Source organism: Paenibacillus mucilaginosus 3016 (assembly GCF_000250655.1).
In the GTDB taxonomy this organism is placed as follows: Bacteria; Bacillota; Bacilli; order Paenibacillales; family NBRC-103111; genus Paenibacillus_G; species Paenibacillus_G mucilaginosus.
This window is the reverse complement of sequence record NC_016935.1, coordinates 3,089,314-3,112,917: the sequence shown is the minus strand read 5'-3', so window position 1 is coordinate 3,112,917 and position 23,604 is coordinate 3,089,314. Positions and strand designations below refer to the sequence as shown.

Sequence of the window (23,604 nt, the reverse complement as noted above, 5' to 3'; positions counted from 1 at the left end):
GAAGGCATGTGAGTTATACCATCGGTCAAGTTGCAGAGCGAACCGGGTTATCTATTCATACCCTTCGGTATTATGAGAAGGAAGGGATCTTACCTTCAGTGATGCGCAGCGAAAGCGGCATGCGAAGCTATGTAGACAAGGACCTGGAGGCCCTTGAATTTATTAGCTGCCTCCGAGCCCTTGGCATGTCGATATCGGATATTAAGCATTTTGTTCAGGAAAGTACAAGCATTGATCTGCGCCTCGGGATCCTCGAAAGACAAAACGAAAACGTAACTTCTCAAATCAATCAACTGTTTGCGTATCAGGCTATGATTCATCGAAAAATAGATTTGTACAGGAACATGCGCAAAGAAGAATGAGGAATAACGGCAGCCCTGACCGGCTGCCGTTTCCTCGTTACATAAAATCATTTGATATGTGACAAATATTCATAGGCCGTTGCTCCATATACGCTTTTAAAGTGTTTATTCAAATGGGTCAAATCCACAAAACCACACTCCGCTACTGCCGAATAAACATCCCCGTTCTTTTCGATTAATTGCTTGGCACGTTCGATTTTGCAGTTAAGAAAGTATTGGTACGGTGAAATTCCGGTATGGGCCTTAAATAATCGGATAAACTGAAATTTCGATAATTGAAGCTCACTGCAAATATCATCAAGCTTGAGTACATGCTCCAAGCTGGCATGGATCATATCCTTTGCTTTTTTAAGCAGAGCGCTGTCCTTCTTGTGGTCTGTAGAAAGGTTGCTTCGAACCAGACGATCCGTAAGGGATAAGAGCAATTCGCTGCATAACGCCTCGTCTTTTTCACTTAATACGGCTTGAGAAAGACGTAATACCTGCTGTTCAAGACTATAGTCATACACAATAGGAGTTGAGAAACGAACGATATCCTTTTTCCCAGCTGCCTCTAACAGCAATTCGGGTTCAATATATAACATGACATAATCAAGGCCTGTATGATCGTGTGCCATCCCGTCATGGGCTTGTTCCGGGTTAAATAGCATAATCCCATTCTGATACGATAATTGTAACGTACCGTCCAGGTTAAAATGCTGGATCCCGCGCAGTGTAACTCCTATGGCATACTCCTGGTGTGCGTGCTTTTTATACTTAAATTCCGTCATACTTGCCGATAACGCAGTAATGCCTGCTGATTTTTTATAGACGAATTTGTCCATTTCAAACACCTCTGCATAAGCTTACCTACATCCATACCATAACGGCAGCGTAAGCTAAAAATAAGGCCATCATTACATTCACTGTCTTAGTATGCTTCTGTAAAAAATCCTTGAAGATTGTACCGAAAAGAACCCATGTAGTAAATGCCAAAAATCCAATGACGGTGATCGCCAGTATGCTTATCGACAACGCAGAGATCGCGCTGTCATAGGGTATAACAAAAGTTGGAATTACTGTTATGGTAAACAGGACTACCTTGGGATTGAAAAACTGCATCAGAAAGCCGGAGATAAAGGTTGCCGTTTGGGTGACAGCTGGCTTAGAGGTATCCGTTCTGTAGAGTTGGTATGCCAGATAGAACATATAGCAGCTTCCGATGACCTGCATCACAAGGATTAATTTGGGGATGACCGTTAGCAGCATCGTATTCAAGCCGGCAGAAATAACAAGCAATAACCCAAAACCAAGCGTTGCTCCATAAGTATACTCCATTGCCTGCTTTGCCCCAAATCGATGCACCGTGGACAAGATAACAATATTCGTTGGTCCCGGTGTAAACGTAGCAATCAAACAATAAATCAAAAAAGATGTAATCTCCATGAGAATGCTCCTTTCAAGCTCTTCTCATATCCTACATCTCCAAACGAAATGTCTTATAGTATATTATTGCAGAGGGAGAACTACTTCCGCCATGGATCTGATGCTGCCCGGTGACCCTAATGGCTGGATGGTTGGATCCTTCCATGTTTAGGCATAAAAAAAGCCCCCCTCTGGCTGAGCTGAGGTGGGGACTTTGGCTTCTTGGCGATGACCCTTCGACCGAGTTAGTTCGTGCAGGCGACGGCGCGGATTTCAATCAGTTGGTGAGGGAAGGCCAGCCCCGACACGCCGATGAGAGTAGCGGCAGGCCGATGGTCGCCAATATACTCCTTGTAAAGAGCGACGGACTGCTCGAAGTGCTCTTGCGGATTTGTCAGAAAGACCTCGATCTCAGCGATGTTCGACCTTGTGGCACCAAAACCTTCCAGCACGCGGTCGAGGTTCTCCAGCGTCTGCCGCGTCTGTGTCTCGAAATCGCCCTCGCCAACAAACTCGCCCTGCATATCATGGGAAAATTGTCCCGAAATGTAGATCGTCCCGTTGATGCTGTAACCTTGAGTGACTCCGAAAGCTTCTTCCCATGGCACACCGTGATTGTAGGTTTTAGCCGTATTCATTTTATCTCTCCTTCAGTTCAAAGTAAGGCTAGTATAAAATGAATGCAACAAATAAAATAGTACGCACTTTTTTGATAGGTGCTACCAGAAAAGATAGTGTACGGGTTTTCCATTTCAATCAAATCTGCTTCAATGCCTTCAAATAAAACATGATTCCTGCTCTGTCTGCATTAGAAAACTGTAAAGGCTCCTCCTCACTGACTTACCACGACAGAGCGCCGTTCTCATCGAAGAATCCGCCCGTAGGCCCATCCTCTGCAAGCGTGGCGAGGCGAACAACAACCGTTGCAGCTTGCTCCACCGTCCGTGTGCCTCGAAATCCGTTAAGGTCGGTTGCCGTAAACCCCGGATCTGCCGAATTAATCTTTATTTTTGTATGCCGCAGTTCGTACGCCAAGTGAACCGTGATCGTATTGACCGCCGTTTTCGTCGAGTTGTAAAGAAAAATTTTATGATCATAGAATTCACTCGTTGGATCGCTTTGCTGGGTCAATGAACCGAGTCCGCTTGACATATTCACAATCCTGCCTGCGTCTGATCTATGAATAAGCGGAAGCATCGATTGAGTCACGGCGAACATGCTGAAAAAGTTGGTTTCGAACGCTGCTTTCAGTAGTCTAACATCTGTCTGGGAAGGGATGAGAATCGTTTCCGGATTTCCAGTCACTATTCCCACATTGTTAATCAGAATATCCAGTTTGCCATACTGCTCGTCGATTTCTTTTGCCGCTGCCGTAATGGAGTCAGGGTTGGTGACTTCCAGCTCCAAAAAACAAGCGTCCACACCTTCAGCGCACAACTTTGCTGCAGCATCCTGTCCCCTATCTTTATTTCTAGCACCAACCAGTATCGTAATTCCCTGTTGACCTAAGCGGCGCGCTGTCTCAAAGCCAATCCCTTTGTTCGCGCCGGTAATTAGCGCTATTTTGTTGCTGTTCTGTGACATTGTAAAGTCCTCCTGTCGGGGATTAGAATTCGCAGCACCGGAACCCGAAATCGTTGTACTGCACGTCTATAATGTATAATCAATATCAAATGGCAGCGAGGGGTATGATTACCCTAGGATCAATACTACTATCTTAACGAATGAGGGGAGGCTCGAACCTCTTGAATATCGATCGACATCATGAGCTCGGGTCCTTTTTGCGGAAACGGCGAGAACGGATATCGCCCGAAGAAATTGGAATCCCACGGGGAAGCAGGCGCCGAACGCCCGGTCTAAGACGCGGAGAAGTGGCCATGCTGGCCGGCATGAGCCTGGAGTGGTATACGTATCTTGAACAAGGCAGAGCGATTCAGGTATCATCCGAAGTCCTGGGAAGTCTGGCACGGGTACTTCATTTAAGCCCCAATGAACGAAGGCACCTGTTCACCCTTGCGCATCTTCATGACCCTACGGAAGTGAAACAGCCTCTCCCTGCGGTGAGCCCGATCCTACAGAGCTTGCTTGACCAATTGGAGACAACGCCTGCTTACATCCTGGACCAACGCATGAACATTGTTGGGTGGAATGAAGCATTCAGCGATGTGTATGGTGATTATCTGTATAAGGGTGAACGCCAGCGGAATTTGGTTTGGATAACCTTTGCGTCCCCTGAATTTCGCAAGCTGAAAGGAGAGCATTGGGAGGAGGCGGCAGTGCATTGTCTGGCGCAGTTCCGTGCGGGGTATGGCCAGCATGTCGGGGATGCCTGGTGGCAGGAGCAAATTACCGAATTAAGCATGAGCAGCCCTATATTTAAGGAAATGTGGGACCGCCAGGATGTTCTCTATGCTCCCGACGGGCATAAAATCATATACCATCCCCTTATGGGGAAAATGAGTTTCGAGTATCTTGCGTTTCAAGTCATGGATTCACCGGAATTGCAAATGGTACTCCATATGCCCGCTAAGGGCACCGATACTGCTGAAAAGCTCAAAAGACTATCTCGAAAGACGTAAAGGGGTATGAAGAAGGGAGCAGCTGCCGTGCGGCGTTCTGCTCCCTGGTTATTGTGCTATGGATATGGATTCCCGATAGAGTCTGCTACAGCGCTCAGGGACAGCCGAGCCTGTCCTTTACCTTTTGTCCTAAAGGCTATCGCTTGGGGGTTCCGGACTTTTCCTGAAGAATCGTATGCAGCTCCTTCATCTCCTCTTCGGACATGGGCTGCTCTTCGATGAACTGCACCAGCATGGACTTCAAGGTACCGCCGTAGATGCGCTTGAGGAACGACTGCGCCTCCGCAAGCTGGCATTCACTCTGGGAGTATAACGGATAAAAGGTATACACCTTCTGGTTTTGATCGACACCGACCACTTCTTTTTTGACGAGGCGGTCGAGGAGCGTGCGGGTGGTCTTCGGCTTCCAATCCGTTCTTTCCTGCAGGCAGGCAATGACCTCGTTCGCCGTCTGCGGAGCCCTCTCCCAAAGCACATTCATGACTTCCCATTCCGCCTCCGAGATACTGGGTACTTGGCCCGGCATCCCCATCCCCCCTTACGGATGACATATGTAATCCCATGCTACCGCCGCTCCACGCCGTTGTCAATCGGACGCTTCAGGGGCTGGAAAGATCCCCTGATCCTTCAGAATGGACAAGGTCATCTCAGCCGCCGTACTTCCGTTCGCGTGGTCCTTATTCTGGATGTGAGCTGCAAAAAAATAGGCATTCCCCCTACTCTCCACACAGCCGACAAACCAGCCGCTGATCTCCCTGCCATTGACCGCGCCTGTTCCTGTCTTGCCGTACAGCCGGGCCCCATCCCTTTCCGCCAGTTTCATGGCCTCTTTGACGGTCCCGATATGGTCCGGCTGGAATCCGAAACCGTTGGTGTACAATGCTTTCAACAGCTGCACCTGCTCCACCGGCGAGATCTTCAGGGAAGACTCCAGCCAATGCCGCCCCAGCCCGCCGGACAGATCCGTATTGCCATACCCTATGCGCTTGAGGTATGCCCGCAGCCGGTCCTCTCCTACCTGCCGGTCCAGCTCCCTGAAGTACCAGCTCACCGACCCTTTGATCGCTGTGTACACGTTCTGGTCCTGGTTCCACGCTTCATAGGGGGAGGGCTCGCCGTTCCATGGAATGTCCGAATGTTCCCCCGTGATAACGCCCGAATCCAGGCCGAATAAAGCACTGTAGATTTTGTAAGTGGAATCGGGCGAGATTCTCCAAGTGCTCTGCTCCCGGTTATGGATCAGGTACTTGTCCGCCTGCGTATCGTACAGCACGAAGCTTCCCTCATACCCGCCGAAATACGCACTCCAATCCTCGTTCACCGTCCGCTCGCTAGCAAAATAGTAGGTTCTGTCGTCCTCCCGGCCCAGCACAGCGGCGACCTGCGTCTGCCCGGCCACCAAGACACCGACGAGCGAGAAAAGAAGGAGGCTGCTCCGTCTCAACCGTCCGGATTCAGCCTTGTAAGCGGCGATCCATTGGATCCGCCTGCGGATCTGCCCCTTGGAGCTGGTGAAAGGACTTGCCCCTGCGTAAGCCACCGGGCGGGAAAGCCCGCTTGCCAAATGGATAAGGGCCCTGCCATACTCGGCGTAATCCGGCTCGTCCAGCAGCTGCAGCACAGCGGTGTCGCAGGCCAACTCGCGGTCCAGCCTCATCCTGCGGAATGCGATCCACACGAGCGGCTGGTACCAGTACAACAGCTGGAAGAGGATGACCAGCCCATTCGTCAGGTGGTCTTTGCTCTTGTAATGACTAAGCTCGTGCAGGAACACATACCTGCATTCCTCCATCGAATACGTTTCTGAAAAACCTTCCGGCAGGACCACGTAGGTCCGCCAAATCCCGAGCAGCATCGGGGACTTCACCAGCGGCGATTCGACGGCTGTCACTGTACCGGAGATCTTCAATCTCTGTTTGCACTGTTCGAACAGGCTCCGCACTTCCGGATGCTCTACGCTGCGGAACGTTCGGGTCATGCTGCGGATCTTCAGCCAAGCCTGCAGCGTCAGCAGGCCCAGGACCGACGTCCCGGCAAGCCAGACACTGGAGGCCAGGGTATCCATAGCGTCAGGAGTGGAACGGTGGACCGATTCGGTAAAATCCTGCAGCCAGCCCGCCGTTCCGGCCCCTGCGTCCCCGGATCCGCTGATCGTCGAGGCGGCCGCATCATACAAGGCACTGCTCGGGGGGGCCAGCGGATGAGTCGCGGCCACCCAAACGTCCGCGGGCACCCAGGGGATCGCCAGCGCGATCATCAGCAAAAACCACAGGCGATAATGCCATGCTGCCGTCAGCTGCTTGCGAAAGAGCTTTTTGACCAGCATCAATAGGGCTGCCGTAATCGAAGACAGGATTAAGCCTGTCAGCAGCACGGAAAGGATCATGACCGGCCTCCTTTTTATGGGTGCTCAAGGCGGGAGCTGCCGGAACGCGAGGTGCTGAGCGGTTATCTGATGGGAAACATCAGATAACCGGCCGCTTAGGCGCCCGGAGCGCCGTATGTGATGCAAAACATCACATACGCGACGGCAGCCGCCGGAACGCGCGGCGCTGCACGATTATCTGATGGGAAACATCAGATAACCGGCCGCGTAGGCGCCGTGAACGCCCTATGTGATGCAAAACATCACATACAAGGCGGCAGTCGCCGGAACGCGCGGTGCAGCACCGTTATCTGATGGGAAACATCAGATAACCGGCCGCGTAGGCGCCGTGAACGCCGTATGTGATGCAAAACATCACATACGCGACGGCAGCCGCCGGAACGCGCGGCGCTGCACCGTTATCTGATGGGAAACATCAGTCGACTCACTTGTTCCCCGGCGGCTTCAAAGCATCGAGCGCCGCTTTCGCTGCTTTGGCAATCAGGGCATTGTCGTAGGCCGCATCCTTGGTATCGCGGCTCGATAAGACCGCCATCACGATCGGCGGAGCGCCATCCGGCGGCCAGATCACTGCGATATCGTTGCGCGTTCCATAGCTGCCCGCCCCGGTCTTATCGCCGACCACCCAGCCTTCGGGCACAGCGGCCCGGATCAGCTCGCCCCCCGTTGTGTTCCTCCGCAGCCAATCCGTGAGGACATCACGCTTGTCCGCGGAGAGCGCATCGCCCAGCGTGAAGGCCCGCAGTGAGCTTGCCAGCGCCCGGGGCGTGCTCGTATCCCGGTCGTCCCCGGGTACGGCTTCATTCAGTTCAGTCTCGTAACGCTCCGCTTTCGTAACGGCATCGCCGGCTTCCTTCAATGCAGCCTCGAAGCCTTTGGGCCCTCCCAGCTGCTTCAACAGCAGGTTCCCGGCCGTATTATCGCTGTAGCGGATGGCCGCATCACACAATTCTCTCAGGGTCATTCCCGTACTTACGTGCTTCTCCGTAACCGGCGAATAGGTCACAAGCTCCCCGCTGGTGTAGGTTACGCGGTCCTCGAGTCCCTCCAACGGTTTCGCCTTCAGCACCGCGCCGCAGGCCAGCGCTTTGAAGGTGGATGCGTACGCGAATCGTTCATCCGGCCGGTACTCTATGGTCCGCCCTGTACCCGTATCCACCGCGTATACGCCGAGACGGGCTTTGTACTCACTCTCCAGCTGCGCAAAGGGCTGCTTGGCGGAAGCCTCGTCATCCGCCGGAACCGCCGCATCCGGAGGAGCAGCAGCCGGTGCGGCCCCCTTCATGCAGCCTGTCAAGAGAAGAAGCATAACACAAAGAAGAAGAACAGCGAGCCTTACGGGTAGGACACGATCATGCGATGGATTCATAGGGATCCAAACCTCATTTCATATTAGATTACACGTGTAATACAATACTACACTTGTAATCTTCCGTTGTCAAAATTCCCGCAGGGCAGGCTGATCCGGAACAAGGTCGCATAGTCCGCATGGGCTTCCAACTCAATCGTACCCTCGTGCAGCGCGATGATTTTTTGGCAGATGGCCAGGCCCAGTCCCGTTCCGTCTTTCCCCGGGCCCGCAGGGCGGATAAACTCATCGAACAGACGGTCCCTGACATCCTCCTGCAGCCCTGCCCCGCTGTCCCCGATACAGACCTCCGCCCGGTCTCCCTTTTTCCTGCAGGATACATACAGCACGGTCCCCGGCGGATTATACTTCATCGCGTTGCCGATGAGGTTGGTCACCACACGGTTCATGTGCACCTGGTCCAGCAGAACGAAGAGCGGAGTCTCCTCAATCTGCGCCTCCAGCACGAAGCCCCGCGCTTCCATGTCCGGATAAAACTCCGCCACCAGCGCCTGAAACCACACCGGAAGGTTCACCTTTTCCTTCTTGAGCTTCAGCCGGGGATCATCCAGCTTCGCCAGCTCGAACAGATCCTGAATCAGCTTAGCCATATACGAGGATTTGTCGTGAATATACCGGATGTATTTCTCCTGCTGCCCTTGCTCCAGCTCCCGGTTGTCCATAAGCAGCTTCGAATATCCGAAGACGGAGGTTACCGGGGTCTTGAGATCGTGCGACAGGTGGAGCAGCATGTTTCTTTTGTTGGTCTCCGCCGCATCCCGCTCGGCAGAGGTGCGCTGCAGACGCTGAGCCATAGCGTTGAAGGCTTCGCGGATCTCTGCAAATTCCTGCTCCGCCGAGAACTCGAGCCGCTTGTTGTAATTGAGCCGCTCCATCTCGCGGATGCCCTCCACGATCTGCTGGATGGGCTTTTTGACCTGCCGGACGGAGAAGCGGGTGTAATAATAGAGGGCGACGAACAGGAACGCAACGAACAGCACGCCAAAGATCCCGAGCGCCAGCGAAATATCCCACCAGGGCTCGGGAATCTTCCACAGGAGCACATAAGGCTCACCTTGCGGCCCCTTTACAGGGTATGCATGATAGTATACCGACTCCTCATTGCGCAGAACATCCAGCTTCGCGTACAGCTCCTCCCTGCTGTAGCTGTCGATGTTGTCCCCTTTGACGCCTTGGGTAAGGACGATCTCTCCCGACGGATTCACAAGCTCGATCCACCCGCCGTATTCCTCCAGCAGCTCCCTGCGAATGCTCCCCGCCGCCGGATCGTACAGGTCCGCGATGTGAATTTTCGTGAAGTCCGGCGAGGTGTCGAATACCCGGTTCATCAGGAGGTCGGCGGCCAGGAGTGAGACGAAGATCGTTCCGAGGAGCAGTCCGCAGATCATCAGGTAGTGACGAAAAAAAAAGCCGCTTCAGCGGCCGCTTATCGGCCGGCTGATCTACTTTGTTCAAAACGGTAGCCGAGCCCCCTGATCGTCGTAAGATAATCCGGCTTCCTTGGATTCGCCTCAATCTTCTCACGGATTTTGCTGATGTAGACCATAATCAAATTTTCATCTCCGATGTACTCTTCTCCCCACACCTGCTCGTAGAGCTGCGCCTTCGTCATCACCCGGCCCGCGTTCTTCATGAGCAGAGCGAGGATCCTGAACTCATAGGAGGTCATGTCCACCGGAACCCCGTGCTTATAGAGCCTGCAGCCCATCTCATCCAGCCGCAGATCTCCGATGTCGAGGCAGTTACACTCCTCCCCCTCCTGCCGCCGGTACGCTTCGACCCGCCGGAACAGCGCCTGTACCCGGCTGACTACTTCCAGCGGATTGAAAGGCTTGCCGACATAGTCGTCCGCCCCCAGCTGAAGCCCGTAGATTTTATCCATGTCATCCGACTTGGCGGAGATAAAAAGGAACGGGATATTTGATGCGGAACGCATCGCTCGGAGCAGCTCGAATCCATCCATCTCCGGCATCATAATATCGGCGATGATCAGGTCGGCCCCTTCTTTGCTGAAGATCCGGAGCGCTTCGGCTCCATTCGATGCTTCCAGTGTGACATAACCCAGGTTCTTGAGATAAATACCGAGCAGTTCCCGGATTTCCTGCTCGTCGTCAATAATCAGGATGGTCTTCATCTTCTCCCCCCTTATACGGCAGGAGTCCTCCCCTTGACAGTGCACAACGGGGAGGACCAGTATGTGATACTCAAAGCAGGTGATCCGCAAACCGTGACAATAACGCCGCCGCTTCCTTCCGCAGCATGGGCCGCTTCGACTGATAATCGAGCGAACCGTCGGCATCCGGGATCGCTTCGGGACCGTATAGCCCTTTGGCCGCCACAAAACGGACTCCCTCCAGCGCCCAGGCATCGGTCTTCCCGCTCAGTCTCGCTTCCTTCGGTACAGCGTGCAGGTACCTGCGAGCCAGCCGCCAGGTCATGACCGCCGCTTCCTGCCTGGTGATGGGCCGGTCGGGATGGAAGGCCGCGCCATCCGTGCCGTCGATAAGACCGAACTCATAGGCGGCCTGAATCTGTTCCCGATATGCACTGCCGGCTGTGTCCCCGAAGACAGGTTCTTTCCTAGAGGATGCGATACCGGACCAGCCCATCAACCAAGCGGCGAACTCTCCCCGGGTGATCGGCCTGTCGGGATGAAACAGTTCCCCGCCGTCTTTCTCACCTGGGAACACCCCAAGCTGCCGCAGATGACCGATATAGCCCGCATACGGATGATCCGCTCCCACATCGGTATAGGGCTGCGGCTCGGGCAGCTTTTGGGCCCAGCTGTCGGACTTGGCGTCAGAGTAGAAGGCCGTCACCTCACCGCGGCCGTTCATCTTGAAAGCGGCCCGAACCCCCTGCTCGTCCCGGAACAGCAGCGGCTCGACGGGATAGAGGACATGCTCGCCAAGCGGATCCCGGACGATCAGCCTGCCCTCCTCCGTGCGAATGCGGGTCGTCCACATCCGGTTGCGGAGATCACCGTACATCCCTGCGAACCGCTCCAGTGACGGCTGTGTTGGTTGGAACGTCCCCCCGGCTGGCGAGCTCTCACCGCCGGGATAAAATCGGTCCATAAACGATTCAAACAGCTCTTTGCGGAGCTCCATGTCCTTGTTGACCGCGACGAACACGCCGACCTTCTGCATGGGGAGCAGCCACAGGGCGGAATGATACCCTTCCTCGTCTCCGCTCTTCTCTACAACGTACTGTCCGTTATAGATCTGCTGATTGGAGAATTCGAATCCGTAGGCCATGTTGGGCAGCTTGGGATGGATCGCCAGCTGTGGTTTTAGCATCTCAGACACTGTTTCGGCCTTCAGAATCCTCGCCGTCCCAAGGCTGCCGCCTCCCAAGTGGGCCATCATGAAGTGCGCCATGTCCGCGCCTGTGGACAGCATTCCTCCGCCCGGGAGCTCCGTGGGTACCGTCGCATAGGGGGTTATCGCTTCGCCAAGTCCGCTGTACGGCACGGCCAGCCGCTCCCGGATCTGCGGCGTCAGCCTGAACTCCGAGTGCACCATGCCGAGGGGCTGAAAGATACGCTCGCGGACATATTCGCCGAACGGACGGCCCGATACGTGCTCGACCGCATAGCCCTGGATCGTGAAGCCGAGGTTATCGTACCGGAAGAAGGCACCCGGTTGGCGGGTTACCGCCGGCGCATAGTCCTTCACATACTGCCGAAGAGGAATTTCAAGGGTCAGGTCCGTCGTACTCGTAGCCGGGGTATCCCCGTACTCGAATCCGGTCGAGTTGGTAAGCAGATCCCTCATCGTCAGCGGCGTCCCTGTCTCGTTGGGTATCTGCAGATCTCCAAGGTAAGGGGATACGTCCCCGTTCAAGTCGATCTTCCCCTGCTCGGCCAGCTGCATTACGGCGGTAGCGGTAATGACCTTGGAGATGGAAGCGACGCGGAACACCGTCTCCTCCGGATCGACCGGCTGCTTCTGCAGGACGTCTGCGTAGCCGTAGCCTTTCTTCAGCAGTACCTCATCGTCTTTCACCACTGTGATGACCGCGCCGGCCAGCTGCTCCTTGACTTCGGGCCGTCCGAAGAACGTGTCGGCAAACCGCTCCGCTTCGGCTGCGCTCAGCGGTCCCGCCGCAGGCCCTGCGGCCGATCTTTCCGGCGGCAGAGCCGCTCCGCCAAGCAGGGTGAAGGCCAGGACAGCGGCCGTGCAGCGGATCATTTTCAATTCCATCATTGTTTGCTCCCTCCACTTCACTCTCGTAACAGGGACCAGCATAACGGAGCAAACTTAATGCAAGCTCTACACAACCTTAATGGAATGTGAAATGTGGCAATGAACCGACCTCATCAGGTTGGGTGAGTGACCACGTGCCAGCGCTTTTCACCAGGGAAGACTTCAAGGGTAATATCTGCGCCGGTCAGACCCGTCAGGTTGATCTCGGCTGCATTGGATTCCTCGAACGGGGGAAGCTCTTCGCCTGGTTGTAGCTCATTGGTGTACATTACGTACAGTTTCGCTTCCGGCTGAGCCTGTGCGCCGTCGCCTGGCTGAACGGCTGTATCTACCCCAAGCGATGTCTGTATGGAATAAGATATGGTTTTTGCCTGTCCAGCACTTAAGGGAAGTACGTACCAGGCAATCGGATGGTCGGAAAACGGGCTCCCGTCCGCCGCTTTCCGAAACAGCACAAAGGTCCACGGGCCGTCTGTCTTGTTCAATAGATTGAGTTGGATGTCCGCCATGCTTCATTCTCCTTGCCATTTCAGGTTGGGTATCCACGGATTACGATCCCTCAATGGCCATAGACGCTTTCATCTCCCCGCAGGTTGCACTGCCTGTCCAAACGAGTAAGGGCTGCCGAATGCCGGCAGCCTGGATCCCCTTAGTCACATTACAGGTCCGGCAAATTCCCGGATTTCGTCCCGACCCTGTAAGGCGTCGTTACGCCTTCATAATTCAGCATCATGCTCATCCCCATCGAGGCATGCATCAGATTATGACAGTGCATCATCCACAGCCCCGGATTATCCGCTTTGACATAGATCTCGAAGGTTTCATCCTGCTGGGTTAACAGGGTATCGAGATAGACAGGACTTCCGCTAAGTGGCATGCCATTCCGGCTCAGTACCTGGAACCTGTGGCCGTGCAGATGAAAGGGATGATCGCCGCCTCCTATATTCGTAATCGTGAGCTTTACCCTGTCACCTTCATTCACGATAATCGGCGGAATTTCGTGAAAGCTCTTGCCGTTGATCGAGTTGATGAACAGATTCTGATCCAGCGTCAAGGTGTGGGAATGGTCCACAGGCAGGTCCGCGACAGGAGCACCCGGGTCGGGGACGCCATAGTCCGTCCATGTGAATAAAGCGTGGTCAGAACGGATCACCGGGTCACTTCCCGTCCCCAAAATCACCTGCAAACCGGATTCACTCGCGATGACAACCTTGCCGTTCTGCGGCATCTGCAGAAGAAGGTCATAACGCTGCCCGGCTCCCATCCGAAACTTGTGATGATCGAGCACCCCCGGGGCGTTCAAATCATGACCGTCCATCGCCAGGATCCGGTAAGAGGCCCCGTTCACGCTGAAGGTCTCCGTTTCGTTCGCGGCCTGAATCATCCTCAGCCGGAGCGTTTCGCCGGGGGCCGCCTCAACAGGCAGGACCCGCGCCGAGCCGTTCATCCGATAGACCCCGTTCAGCTCCTGGATGAGGAGGGTCATCTCCCGATCATAGTCGAATGCCTCTTCCTTCGGCTCCACAATCAGCGGACCCAGCAGCCCTTTTTTGACCTGCTCGGAACTGGCCTGATGGGAGTGGTACCAGTACGTTCCGGGAGAATCCGCTATGAATTCATACGTAAACTGCTCCCCCGGGTTAACCGCATCCTGAGTGACTCCGGCTACGCCATCCTGGGAGCAAGGAAGCACAATGCCGTGCCAATGAACGGTCACCCCTTCGCGAATGTCCTTATTATCCAAAATGACGCGTACCCGTTCTCCTTCCGTCACTCGAATCTCCGGGCCGGGGATGGAGCCGTTGAATGCCCACACCTGCTCCGTTGTGCCGTTCTCCAACTCCTTGACGGTCTGCGCCGCCGTGAGCCGAAACTCACGGACAGCCTCATTGCCTGCGTCCTCTGTTATGGCTGCGCAAGACCTTCCCCCCGGCATGACTTGATTCGCCGCCGAGGCTTGCACAGATCCATGGTCATGGGCTGCCCCCTCTTCCATATGATGTGACCCGCCCATATTCACTTCGTAAGGCTTCTGCATTCGTATTTGCCAAAAGTAGGTTCCGATCACCGCACCCAGCAATAGAGCCAGGCCCAGCACGGCAAAGCCGATCTTCCTTTTCCAGCCGAGTCTGCGCATTCCCGCCACTCCTTATTAGTGATTGATCAATAACTTCGCTTGAGATAAAAATAGGTTTACTTGCTCTTCTGCAGTGCACGAATCGTTGCTGCAATCCCGTCCGCCGGCCTGGTAGCCGGAATCGTTCCGATGTGGCGCTGATATTTGTCTCCGCTAAGCCGCAGGGGCTCTTCCGTTAAATATAGCATCTCGACCACTTCCTTCATGACGGGGACAAACAGCCCGAGCAGCGACAATCCGACCCTGCCCAGCGGAATCACGGGTTTCTTCGTTCCGCTGGCCTGCTGGGCGATCCGAACGATCTCCCGCCCGGAAATGATATCCGAGCCGGGAATGTTCCAGTTCTGCCCGTACGCCTCGTCGCGTCCCGCAAGCTCGACAACCATAATGGCCGCGTCCGGCAGATATACATACTCACGGGGAACCGTCATACTGCCGATGAAAAAGGCGGGTTTGCCCGCGGCGATGGCTTCAAGTGTGCCGCCCAGATAGGAAGCTTGGTTTGCGGTCGGTCCGTAATAGTCCGGCAGCCGGGCGATCAGGGGGCGTACGTTGTTCCAGCGGCTGCTGAAGATCATCTGTTCAAAGGCAAGGCGGACCTTTCCTTTCTTCGTATGGGGCTGTTTCGGGTGGTCCTCGGTCACTCGGCTCATCTGCCTTCTTCCGTATGGATAGATTCCGTCGATGGCAGCTACTTTCAGGCCCAGCCGGTTCGCCGCTTCCATGATGGATTCGCCGAGCGGAATCAATTTGCTCTCCATTTCGTGGTAAGGAACATTCGCGCAGTGGAACAGCACATCCGCATCTTTCGCAGCGGCCGCAACATCATCCGGCTTGAAGGCGTCGCCGACCGCCAAGCTTAAGTGCGCGGGGCTTCCCAGCTGAGCCGCGAGCTCCTCCAGCTTCTGACGGGAACGGCCGAACGCTGTTGTCGGTACTCCCCGTTTGACCAGCTCCGCCGTAATAACGGCTCCCGTTCCGCCCGTTGCGCCCACTACCATTGCTTTTTTCATATCCATCATCTCTCCTTTGATTTTTGTGATTGATCAATCACTAACTTGATTTCATCATACAACGCAGTTAGTGATTAGTCAATAACTATTTTGTAAATTTATGCTTCCCGGTCAAACGGTGCGATTTCGTTTCGGAAAAACGCTCCTTGCTGCCGAGCGAATCTCGCGTCGGACGATGGAATGAGGTTTTTTCTTCCTTCACCTTCTAATCATTTCTGCTCCAGCAAAGGGATCAGGAACGTCACACAGATGGTCACCAGCATGAACACGACCGCAGCCAAGCGGTAATCCCAGCCTTTGCGCTTGAATAACACCCAGCTGCAGAGCCCTGCCAGCAGAGGACCGGCAAATAAGAAGGGCACCAGATAATCCATCGAATAGCCGACCAGGGAGCAGTTCGTGAGGTATGCGGCAATGCCGAAGAACAGCCAGAAGGGCGCGAGCAGGCCCCCGGCAATGATATGAAGAAGAACGATCATGACCCTGTTCATCCCGGGTACCCCCTTGAGTATGGGCCTTGTATAAGTACAGGCGGTCCATTCATGCAGATTATACTTTGGTATAATAGACATCCGGCCAATCGCTGCGATAGCCTGAATAAAAGCAATATCCGATCCAGTCGCCGCTCAAGTCAAAAAGAATGGAGATCTCAACTGATGATGACACCTTACCCTATTCGCCTCCGCCGCCCGAAGCCCGAAGATGCCGCGGTCGTCTGCGATCTTGTCATCGCCTGCGACGTGGAGGATTTCGGGTCGCCCGATTTTGATCTTGGCGAGCTGCTCGACATGTGGTCCGGCTTCGATCTCCAGCACAATGTCTGGGTCGCCGAGAACGCCGGGGGCCAGATCGTCGGTTACGCCTTCCTCGAGGAAGACAGCGAAGAGAAGCTGTTCAGCTATGGCTTCGTCCTGCCCTCCGCCCGGGGGACGGGCGTGGGTACGGCCCTTCTCACGGCGATCGAATCCCGCGCCGATGAGCTCGCGTCGGCATCCGGCCGGGATAAGCGCCTCCAGAACGTCGTTCCTACGCTTCGGGAGGACGCTCAAACCCTGCTTCGGACCCGCGGCTTCGTCCCCGTCCGGCTGTTCAAGCGGATGAGCATCCGCCTGGAAGCCGCCCCTGCTGCGCCGGATCTGCCTGCAGGCATTACCCTGGCACCGTTTCTCCCGGGAGTTGACGAACAGGATCTCTACGCTGCGTATATCGAAGCCTTCGCCGACCATTGGGACTTCGCCGTTCCCGGTTTTGACACTTGGGCGGAGCAGATCGGCCGCCCCTCCTTCCGTCCCGAATGGTGGCTTATCGCCCGCGGGCGCGATGGTGACATTGCCGGCTTTGCGCTCGGCCGGATGCGAGAGGATACGCTGTACCTCAACCAGATCGGTGTCCTCCGTTCCTTCCGAGGTCAAGGACTCGGCCTGGCTCTGCTGCAGACCGCCTTCCTCAAGGCCTATGCCGCCGGACAGCCGAATATCTCCCTCGGCGTGGACACCTCGAACCCGTCCGGCGCCTTCCGGCTGTATGAGAAGGCCGGCATGAGAGCCGTCTATGAGGTTACCGTTGCGGAGAAGACCATCCAGCCGGGCTCTCCGGCTTGACCGCATCAACCAGCAGCGACACGAACCTCAAGGCCCCATCCCGGTTCCGGTGGTCGAACCGCCGGGTCCGGTAAATGAATCCCTTCGTCTCATCCCAGTCCCGCGCATGGAACCGGCCCGACTCATCACAATACTCCAGGAGCTCCACTTCGAACCCGGCCGATGCGAACAGGCTCTGCAGCGACCGGCAGGTATGGACGATCTTGTGGGAAGCGGCCGGATGCTCCTTCGGGCCCGGTCCTCCCACCTGAACGGTCCGCTGGTAATCGTCGTTCGGAAACCACCTGTCCGGTACGGCACAGCGGATATACCCTCCCGGCTTCAGATAGTCGTAACACAGCCGGGCTGCCTGGACTCCCTCATCGTAGGTCAAATGCTCCCAGACATGCTCCGCCAGTATGGCGGTGATAGAGCCCTCCCTGAACCTGGGGGCCCACTGCTCCCTGTTCAGCAGGCTTAGCTCTTCTTCCTGTGTATGAATCCAGTCCGGATTATTGCAGACGGCCCCGGCCCCCACGACAATCCTCAGGTCTTCAGTCACCCGAACCCCTCCTCATAGCGAACCTGCCCCACGTCCATCTCCCCATACACGGTCGATTGATTCCCGGTTTCTTCGGCCGCAGGGAGAAGTTTCCGCGTTCCTCGAAATCGAAAGGTCACGATCCCCTTCTTGATGCGTAAATCAGCCGCCTCCGCCGTCAGCTTCGGAGCGTACATCGGCTCCTCCGTATGCGTGCGGACCTTGGGGTTCGCTGCGGAGATTGCGGATCCATCCTTACCTCCGGGCGGCCCGTCATATTTTTTGTACTGCCCAAGTCACCACGTCCGTGCCCAGCTTCACAGGCCGGCCATCCCGCTTGATTCTCATCACGAAGGACTTGACCGTTTGCTGAAGCACCCGCCACCCGTGATACCGGACCGAGAGCCTGGCGAGCAGCTCATCCGTTTCGAACAGCAGCTCGAACATGGGATCGAGGGACTCTCCCGTATCCACCGCGGTTTCTGTGATATTCGCGTTAATCAGCAGGCAGTGTACTCCCCCGGCCCGCGTGCCCTCCATCATGCCCGTCAAGACTCCATCGAAGGCCGCTTGGGTTTCCAGGTGTTCGAGGGCCGACACGGAGAACATATAATCGAACGCGTCAGGGGGAATCCGGTAGTTCCTGATATCGGACACCACCCCTTCGATCCGGTCCGCCACACCGTATTGTGCCGCATATCGGTTCAGATGGCTGATCGCCGACGGCAGCAGATCCACACAGACGATCTTCCCGCCCCCGCGGCCCATCCGCTCCGCGAGCGGAATGCTGTTTCGGCCGACGCCGCACCCCAGATCGAGCAGCTGCAGGTTTTCGGACGGACGGCAGTGCCCCAACGCCTCCATCACCGACTTGACCGGCTTCTGCAGCCAGGAGCCCGCCTGGAACAGCTTCACGTTGTCGTAACAGTCATCGTGATATTCTTTTTCCTTGATCCGAATGTGGTTGATTCGCTCGATGTCCAATCTTTCCATACCCCCTTGTTTCCACCCCTGTCTGCTGCTTCTCTCTGCACCTTTGGCCATTTTACCATATTCAGGAATAAGTTGGACGGACTCTCTGACAAAAAGTGAAGTTGCCGACGCACCGGTACCGGCATCGTCATAGCTTCGTACGATTCCGATAGCTTCGTATGCTGCTCTTTCTTATCCCGCTTCCTTAAAATCCTCTCCATCGCTTCCGGCCGCGGCGACCGGATGTTGATCTCCGGACGGATTGCCTTCGCCATCGCTTCGGCTTTTCTGCACAGGTCACACCGCACCGCACTACGGCTCGAGTTCCTTGGGAAATCCAACCTCGTAATCTACGATCCATTCCATCTCTTTCCCAGCTAATAAGTCCCCCGAAACTTCAATTTTAAGTAAAAAAAGGGCCTGCTGAACAGCAGCCCTTGCATGCATCCAACTCACATATCCCTCACTGCAGCTTCTCATCTGGTATCAGTGCACTGTCAGTTACCTGGCGAGCCTCCTCCCACAAGCGGCGGGCCGTCCGTGCCAGCCACAGCGACTGCGACCAACGGTCCCCGAGCTCCTCGGTTCTGCCTGCAGCCTCATCCCGCGTGATCGCATAGGGGGGCGGCCCCAGCTCGCAGACGAACGGCAGGACGTCCTCCCTGCCCGCAGACTGCACCCAGTGCTCCATCCCCCGCTTCCACCAGCGGACAAAATGCTCCACCGCCTCATGCTCTCCATGCTCGCCCGGGTCGATCTGAATCTGCTCCCCGTTCGAGATCCGGCCGTGAATTGCCGAAGTGCGCGTAAGCAGCGTTCCCAGCAGCGCTTCGGCTTCAGGGGATACCGTACGCATCTCGCCTGCGGTCACGTAGTGGGAGAAGTCGACCGTCAGCCGCAGGCTCTCGATGGCCCGGACATACTCCACCGTCCGCAGCAGGTCCTGCGTGATCGTCCCCCTGTGGGTCTCGATGCAAACCGGGATCCCGTAGACCCCGGCCGGTGCCTGCAGTCCTTCCAGCAGCTCCACGGCAGGGGCGCCGGTCAGGAACGGCGTCATGACCTGAACATTCACATGCCCGATCTCACCGTCGTACGCAGCCGCCCGCTGCATGAACGCTTCCAGCTCCGGAACGGAGGCCGGGTATGCATTCACGCTGAATGACAGGCCGTGGCCATTCAGCAGCTCCTTCCATGTCCCGGCATCACCGGACTCCGGCAGAAAACCGTTCACTCCGTCAAAGCCCGCCTCCGCGATAAGCCGGATTTTCTCTTCGTCCGACGGATTTTCCCCTGTGATCTGCTGTCCGTTCATGCCCCACCACGACATGTGAACCTCCAGCTTCGGCCGGTCCTCAGTGCGGATAGAGCGCGTCGAATTCAACACCGCAGGGCCCCCCATCCATGCTGGTTTCGGCATCCACCGGCGTACCATCCGCCCGAAGCAGGGGCCGGTAATGCGTGGCGATCTTCGCCAGCGAAGCCGGTGCATAGTGGCAGATGAATGCCCGGCGGAAGCGGTCCTTGGACTTGTTCCGATAGGAGCCGTGGATAAGGTTTCCGTTGAAAAAGAGCACATCGCCCTTGTCCATCACGGCCGGAACGGCCTTGAGGCCCGGCGGTACTTTGACGAGGTGCTTCGTGAAGGACTCGCTCTCGTCGGCAAGCTCGGGGCATACGATCTCGTGCCCGCTGGTCTTCGGCACCACGAGCAGGCCTCCGTTCTCTTCATCGGCCGCGTCGACCGCCGTCCATGCGGCAATGCAGTTGCCGGGTTCCACCTTCAGGTAAAAATTGTCCTGGTGCAGCGCCTGCCCCCTGGAGCCCGGCGGCTTGTAGTAGAACATGCTCTGGGCCGCGAGCGCCTCCTCCCCGTACAGATCCTCGAGGACTGCCAGCACCGGTGGGTGCAGCAGATACCGGCGTGCCGTCTCATTGAACCTGTGGGGGTGCATCACTCTTGGGTAACGGGAGAGCGGATCGGCGGTTCCCGCCTGCAGATTCGGTTCAAAGTAACCGGGAACCGCCCGGCTGCCGATCTCCTCGAAGGTACGGTCGATCTCGGTCAGCTCCTCCTCGGTAAACAGGCCTTTGACGATCAGATAGCCCTCGGTGTCAAAGTGTTCTTTTTGCTCGGGGGTTAGTGATTTAAGCAGTTGTGGCACGGACTCTCTCCTCCTTGGCAGGAATGGGTGGGATGGATGCTGAAGATCGCTTCCATGCTTCCATCTTACGGCAGAGGGGGCGGCGCTCCAAGCAACAATCCTGCTGAAAGGTATCACGATTATGCTGTGAATTAGTTCTCATTGCTGCAAAGATACTGCATACGGCATTTGGGGACTGGTTCTTTTGTATCGCAGGTAGTATGATGGGTTCTACCAAGTATGACCCGTTCCTGTATTCGCGCAGGGACCTTACAAGGAGCTGATGCTGCTGTGCCGAAGCATTTGGAGCCGCCCTCACTAACGCCGGAGGAGGCCGGCGGGACGGTGATTGCCGGGCATTTTGATGAAGGGGACCGTTATGTCACCTCCCGCCCCGCAGGCAGAAAAGATTGGCTGCTCACCTATACCCTGGATGGTGAAGGGTACTATGAGACGCCGGAAGGGGAGCTCCACTGCCGCCGGGGCGACCTCGTGCTCTTGAAGCCGGACACCCCCCACAAGTATGGGACTGTGAAGGGCGGCCGGTGGGAGTTCATGTGGGTTCACTTCTCGGAGCGCATCGGGGAAACCGGCATGCTTCCGGCCGCCCCCCTCCTCCTGCATCAGGTGAGCGACAATCCCGCGGGACGGCGGATCTATCGGGCTTTCCGGCGCATCCTGACCGACTCCGTCGAGCGGAATGCGTACTGGCAGGAGCTGTGCGAGCAGGCGATCCGCGAGATTCTGCTGCTGCTCGCCCAGTCCATGAACCGCGGGATGGATCCGCGCATCCGCTCGGTGCTTCACCTGCTGTCCTCCCGGCTGCGCGAGGGGGTGCGGATTGAAGAGGCCGCCCGGACCGCCGGCCTGTCGCCCTCCCGGCTGTCGCACCTGTTCAAGGCCGAGACCGGGGTCTCGATCATCGAGACGCTGAACCGCATGCGGGTCCAGCAGGCCGCCCTGCTGCTCCGCCACACCGACCGCACTGCGCTGGAGGTCTCGCAGGACGTGGGGTACCAGAACTACCACCACTTTGCGGCGCAGTTCCGCCGGGCTTACGGGGTGAACCCGAGCACGTACAAGAGCAGGGAGAGTGGAACGAGTGTGTAAAAGATTGTGCGAAGCGGAGTAAGACAGCGGAACGGGGGCGGAGCGGCGAAGGCTGCAGCCGTGCCGGAGGCGGGCGGGGCGGTGGAACGGGGATGAGTGAGGCGCGAATACTGAGTTGCAGCAGCGAAGGCTGCAGGCTGGGCACGGGGCGCGAGCGAGGGACGTAGCAAAGACCGCAACCGTGCCGGAGGCTGGCAAGGCGGTGGGTCGGGAATGAGTGAGGAAGCGGGCCGGACACGGCGCAAATGCGAGGGACGGAGCGGCTGCAACCGCGCTGAGGTGGGAGTGACTGTAGAGCGACAATAGGTGCAGCCTGAGGAACCGGCGGATACAGTGAGTGCTTCCTCGCCGGCCAAAGCCTCATTGACGTTCCTTCGGCCGGGGTGGCAGCGGACGCAGCACAAGACCTGGACCTGGCATAGGCAGCCGACTTCCGCCTTTGCCGTCACCGCCGGGCAGCGGGGCGGGTTACAAAGGCACCGCTAATACGCCATGCAGGCAAAGCGATATAAGCTCCAGCCGCGCTGCATCCTAAGCATCGTAGTGCTCCGGTGCCCGCCCCATGCAAACAGCTCTACCCGGATCCCATTTGGAAATCCGGGTAGAGCTGTTCACTGCTGGACATTTGGTACAGCTGCCGGCGGTGCCAACTTCCAGGTGCTTGCCCACTGGCACTTAGGCAATAGAGGAACTCAGATGCCTTATTGCATGAATAAGAGTCTCCCTCAGAGGAATAGAGGAACTCAGATGCGCTATTCCATGGGATTGAGCGGGCATCCTCCGTATTAGGGCAGCATAAGGAATCTGAGTTCCGTTATTCTTCGGGAAATGATGGGAAATACTCGAATAGCGCATTTCAGTTCCGCTATTTCATAATGCAGGCCCAGATCAGATGTGTGACTCAGGCGGGTCGTGTTGTCGGGTGTCGGTCGCCAGTTGTCGGTCGTGATGAGAAGGGGGCGGATTAGCCTTACAACCGCCCGGCTCCACCTCTCCCGGCCTCACCGCCCGCTCACCCCACGGGCTCACCACCCGGCCTCATCGCCCGCGTTCACGCCCGCTCACCCCGCGGGCTCACCACCCGGCCTCACCGCCCGCGTTCACGCCCGCTCACCACCCGGCCGGCCGCCGCCCAGCTTGCGCTGTTGCGGATCAGCCGCCGGTACGGCTCCGGCCGGAACGACGGCGCGTGGTGCCCCGGCTGCAGATACACCACCCGGCCGAGGCCGTAGTCGTGTTCCCAGCCGGCGGGCAGCCGCTTGCCCTCGAATTCGAATTCGAGGAAGATCCTCCGCTCGACGAACGGATCCGGCTCGAACAGGTACGGCTCCTCGTCGAGCTCGAAGTCCTCTACGCCTTCCAGCAGCGGATGCCCTTCCCCTTCCGCCGTGCGGGAATACCGCAGCTTCTGATACGGCGGATGGCCGGTGAACTCGGCCCCGATCATCTGCAGCAGCTCGTAGCTGCACTGCAGCGAGATGCCGTTGTGGATCACGAGCAGGCCGCCCCCGCCCGCCACGTACCGGAGCAGGCCGGCGGTCTGCGCCTTGGTCAGCTCCCGGTTCCAGCAGTCCGTGTAGGCGATGCAGAGCGGATAGCCGCCCGCCTCCGTCTGCAGCCGGAGCAGGACGTCATAGTCCTCCGTCGCCGTCAGCTCGAACGCTTCGCCCAGAATCGCTTCGAGTTCCGCGCGCGCAGGCTCCAGGGGATGCCAAGGGGCATCCGTATAATCGCCAAGTAGCATAGCTTTCTTTTTCTCCGCCATTCTTCATTCGCCTCCCATAGGTTCAGTTCAGCTT

At 56.8% G+C, this 23,604-nt stretch carries 24 protein-coding genes; 4 read left to right on the top strand and 20 right to left on the bottom strand.

Annotation, left to right across the window (positions count from 1 at the left end; all coding sequences use genetic code 11):
* The first annotated feature begins 8 nt into the window (after positions 1–8).
* Complete coding sequence (locus tag PM3016_RS13350) at positions 9–362, top strand: MerR family transcriptional regulator (RefSeq protein WP_014369852.1); 354 nt, start codon at positions 9–11, stop codon at positions 360–362.
* Positions 363–409: 47 nt separating this feature from the next.
* Here the strand turns inward: PM3016_RS13350 and PM3016_RS13345 are convergent, their stop codons facing one another.
* From PM3016_RS13345 to PM3016_RS13330, 4 genes are all read right to left on the bottom strand, one after another.
* Positions 410–1,186, bottom strand: a complete 777-nt coding sequence (locus PM3016_RS13345; protein WP_013916141.1) for an AraC family transcriptional regulator — start codon at positions 1,184–1,186, stop codon at positions 410–412.
* A gap of 25 nt (positions 1,187–1,211) precedes the next feature.
* A complete protein-coding gene (locus PM3016_RS13340; protein ID WP_014369851.1) occupies positions 1,212–1,787 on the bottom strand; it encodes a LysE family translocator in 576 nt (191 codons plus the stop codon).
* A gap of 224 nt (positions 1,788–2,011) precedes the next feature.
* A complete protein-coding gene (locus PM3016_RS13335) occupies positions 2,012–2,404 on the bottom strand; it encodes a RidA family protein (protein WP_014369850.1) in 393 nt (130 codons plus the stop codon).
* Between the two features lie 202 nt (positions 2,405–2,606).
* Complete coding sequence (locus tag PM3016_RS13330) at positions 2,607–3,350, bottom strand: SDR family oxidoreductase (RefSeq protein WP_014369849.1); 744 nt, start codon at positions 3,348–3,350, stop codon at positions 2,607–2,609.
* A 140-nt stretch (positions 3,351–3,490) separates the two neighbouring features.
* On the opposite strand from PM3016_RS13330, the gene PM3016_RS13325 reads away from it, so the two are divergent.
* Positions 3,491–4,345 (top strand): helix-turn-helix transcriptional regulator, encoded by an 855-nt coding sequence (locus PM3016_RS13325; RefSeq protein ID WP_081484323.1) that lies wholly within the window; start codon positions 3,491–3,493, stop codon positions 4,343–4,345.
* Between the two features lie 136 nt (positions 4,346–4,481).
* On the opposite strand, the gene blaI is transcribed toward PM3016_RS13325, so the two are convergent.
* From blaI to PM3016_RS13275, 10 genes are all read right to left on the bottom strand, one after another.
* Positions 4,482–4,871, bottom strand: coding sequence for a penicillinase repressor BlaI (gene blaI, locus PM3016_RS13320; protein WP_014369847.1), 390 nt, complete (start codon positions 4,869–4,871; stop codon positions 4,482–4,484).
* Between the two features lie 60 nt (positions 4,872–4,931).
* Positions 4,932–6,731 (bottom strand): BlaR1 family beta-lactam sensor/signal transducer, encoded by a 1,800-nt coding sequence (locus PM3016_RS13315; protein ID WP_014369846.1) that lies wholly within the window; start codon positions 6,729–6,731, stop codon positions 4,932–4,934.
* 424 nt (positions 6,732–7,155) lie between these two features.
* The gene (bla, locus tag PM3016_RS13310) at positions 7,156–8,100 is read right to left on the bottom strand and encodes a class A beta-lactamase (RefSeq protein WP_014369845.1); all 945 of its coding nucleotides are present in this window, start codon (positions 8,098–8,100) and stop codon (positions 7,156–7,158) included.
* A 47-nt stretch (positions 8,101–8,147) separates the two neighbouring features.
* Positions 8,148–9,488, bottom strand: a complete 1,341-nt coding sequence (locus PM3016_RS13305) for a HAMP domain-containing sensor histidine kinase (RefSeq protein ID WP_014369844.1) — start codon at positions 9,486–9,488, stop codon at positions 8,148–8,150.
* Positions 9,489–9,526: 38 nt separating this feature from the next.
* On the bottom strand, positions 9,527–10,234 hold the full coding sequence (locus PM3016_RS13300) for a response regulator transcription factor (protein WP_014369843.1): 708 nt from the start codon (positions 10,232–10,234) through the stop codon (positions 9,527–9,529).
* A gap of 70 nt (positions 10,235–10,304) precedes the next feature.
* On the bottom strand, positions 10,305–12,308 hold the full coding sequence (locus PM3016_RS13295; RefSeq protein WP_014369842.1) for a serine hydrolase domain-containing protein: 2,004 nt from the start codon (positions 12,306–12,308) through the stop codon (positions 10,305–10,307).
* Positions 12,309–12,421: 113 nt separating this feature from the next.
* Positions 12,422–12,817: a hypothetical protein gene (locus PM3016_RS13290; protein WP_014369841.1), complete on the bottom strand. Its 396-nt coding sequence runs from the start codon at positions 12,815–12,817 to the stop codon at positions 12,422–12,424.
* Positions 12,818–12,966: 149 nt separating this feature from the next.
* Complete coding sequence (locus PM3016_RS13285; RefSeq protein WP_014369840.1) at positions 12,967–14,445, bottom strand: multicopper oxidase family protein; 1,479 nt, start codon at positions 14,443–14,445, stop codon at positions 12,967–12,969.
* Between the two features lie 56 nt (positions 14,446–14,501).
* The gene (locus tag PM3016_RS13280; protein ID WP_014369839.1) at positions 14,502–15,464 is read right to left on the bottom strand and encodes an NAD-dependent epimerase/dehydratase family protein; all 963 of its coding nucleotides are present in this window, start codon (positions 15,462–15,464) and stop codon (positions 14,502–14,504) included.
* A gap of 203 nt (positions 15,465–15,667) precedes the next feature.
* Positions 15,668–15,949, bottom strand: a complete 282-nt coding sequence (locus PM3016_RS13275) for a hypothetical protein (RefSeq protein WP_014369838.1) — start codon at positions 15,947–15,949, stop codon at positions 15,668–15,670.
* Positions 15,950–16,114: 165 nt separating this feature from the next.
* Here PM3016_RS13275 and PM3016_RS13270 point away from each other — a divergent pair, with 165 nt between their 5' ends.
* On the top strand, positions 16,115–17,059 hold the full coding sequence (locus PM3016_RS13270) for a GNAT family N-acetyltransferase (protein WP_014369837.1): 945 nt from the start codon (positions 16,115–16,117) through the stop codon (positions 17,057–17,059).
* Here the strand turns inward: PM3016_RS13270 and PM3016_RS13265 are convergent.
* The 5 genes from PM3016_RS13265 to PM3016_RS13245 all read right to left on the bottom strand — a co-directional run bounded on the left by PM3016_RS13265 (position 17,016) and on the right by PM3016_RS13245 (position 20,716).
* The gene (locus tag PM3016_RS13265) at positions 17,016–17,600 is read right to left on the bottom strand and encodes a class I SAM-dependent methyltransferase (protein ID WP_014369836.1); all 585 of its coding nucleotides are present in this window, start codon (positions 17,598–17,600) and stop codon (positions 17,016–17,018) included. The two genes, PM3016_RS13270 and PM3016_RS13265, sit on opposite strands and share 44 nt — an antisense overlap.
* On the bottom strand, positions 17,597–17,776 hold the full coding sequence (locus PM3016_RS13260; RefSeq protein ID WP_014369835.1) for a hypothetical protein: 180 nt from the start codon (positions 17,774–17,776) through the stop codon (positions 17,597–17,599). Before PM3016_RS13260 ends, PM3016_RS13265 begins: the two co-directional genes overlap by 4 nt.
* Before the next feature lie 76 nt (positions 17,777–17,852).
* Complete coding sequence (locus tag PM3016_RS13255) at positions 17,853–18,572, bottom strand: class I SAM-dependent methyltransferase (RefSeq protein ID WP_238540505.1); 720 nt, start codon at positions 18,570–18,572, stop codon at positions 17,853–17,855.
* 442 nt (positions 18,573–19,014) lie between these two features.
* Complete coding sequence (locus tag PM3016_RS13250; protein ID WP_238540504.1) at positions 19,015–19,938, bottom strand: sugar phosphate isomerase/epimerase family protein; 924 nt, start codon at positions 19,936–19,938, stop codon at positions 19,015–19,017.
* A complete protein-coding gene (locus PM3016_RS13245; protein ID WP_014369832.1) occupies positions 19,907–20,716 on the bottom strand; it encodes a phytanoyl-CoA dioxygenase family protein in 810 nt (269 codons plus the stop codon). The genes PM3016_RS13250 and PM3016_RS13245 overlap by 32 nt, the downstream gene beginning before the upstream one ends.
* 270 nt (positions 20,717–20,986) lie before the next feature.
* On the opposite strand from PM3016_RS13245, the gene PM3016_RS13240 reads away from it, so the two are divergent.
* Positions 20,987–21,805: a helix-turn-helix domain-containing protein gene (locus PM3016_RS13240; RefSeq protein ID WP_014369831.1), complete on the top strand. Its 819-nt coding sequence runs from the start codon at positions 20,987–20,989 to the stop codon at positions 21,803–21,805.
* A gap of 1,087 nt (positions 21,806–22,892) precedes the next feature.
* Here PM3016_RS13240 and PM3016_RS13235 read toward each other — a convergent pair.
* Positions 22,893–23,570, bottom strand: coding sequence for a ThuA domain-containing protein (locus PM3016_RS13235; RefSeq protein ID WP_014369829.1), 678 nt, complete (start codon positions 23,568–23,570; stop codon positions 22,893–22,895).
* Positions 23,571–23,604: the final 34 nt, after the last annotated feature.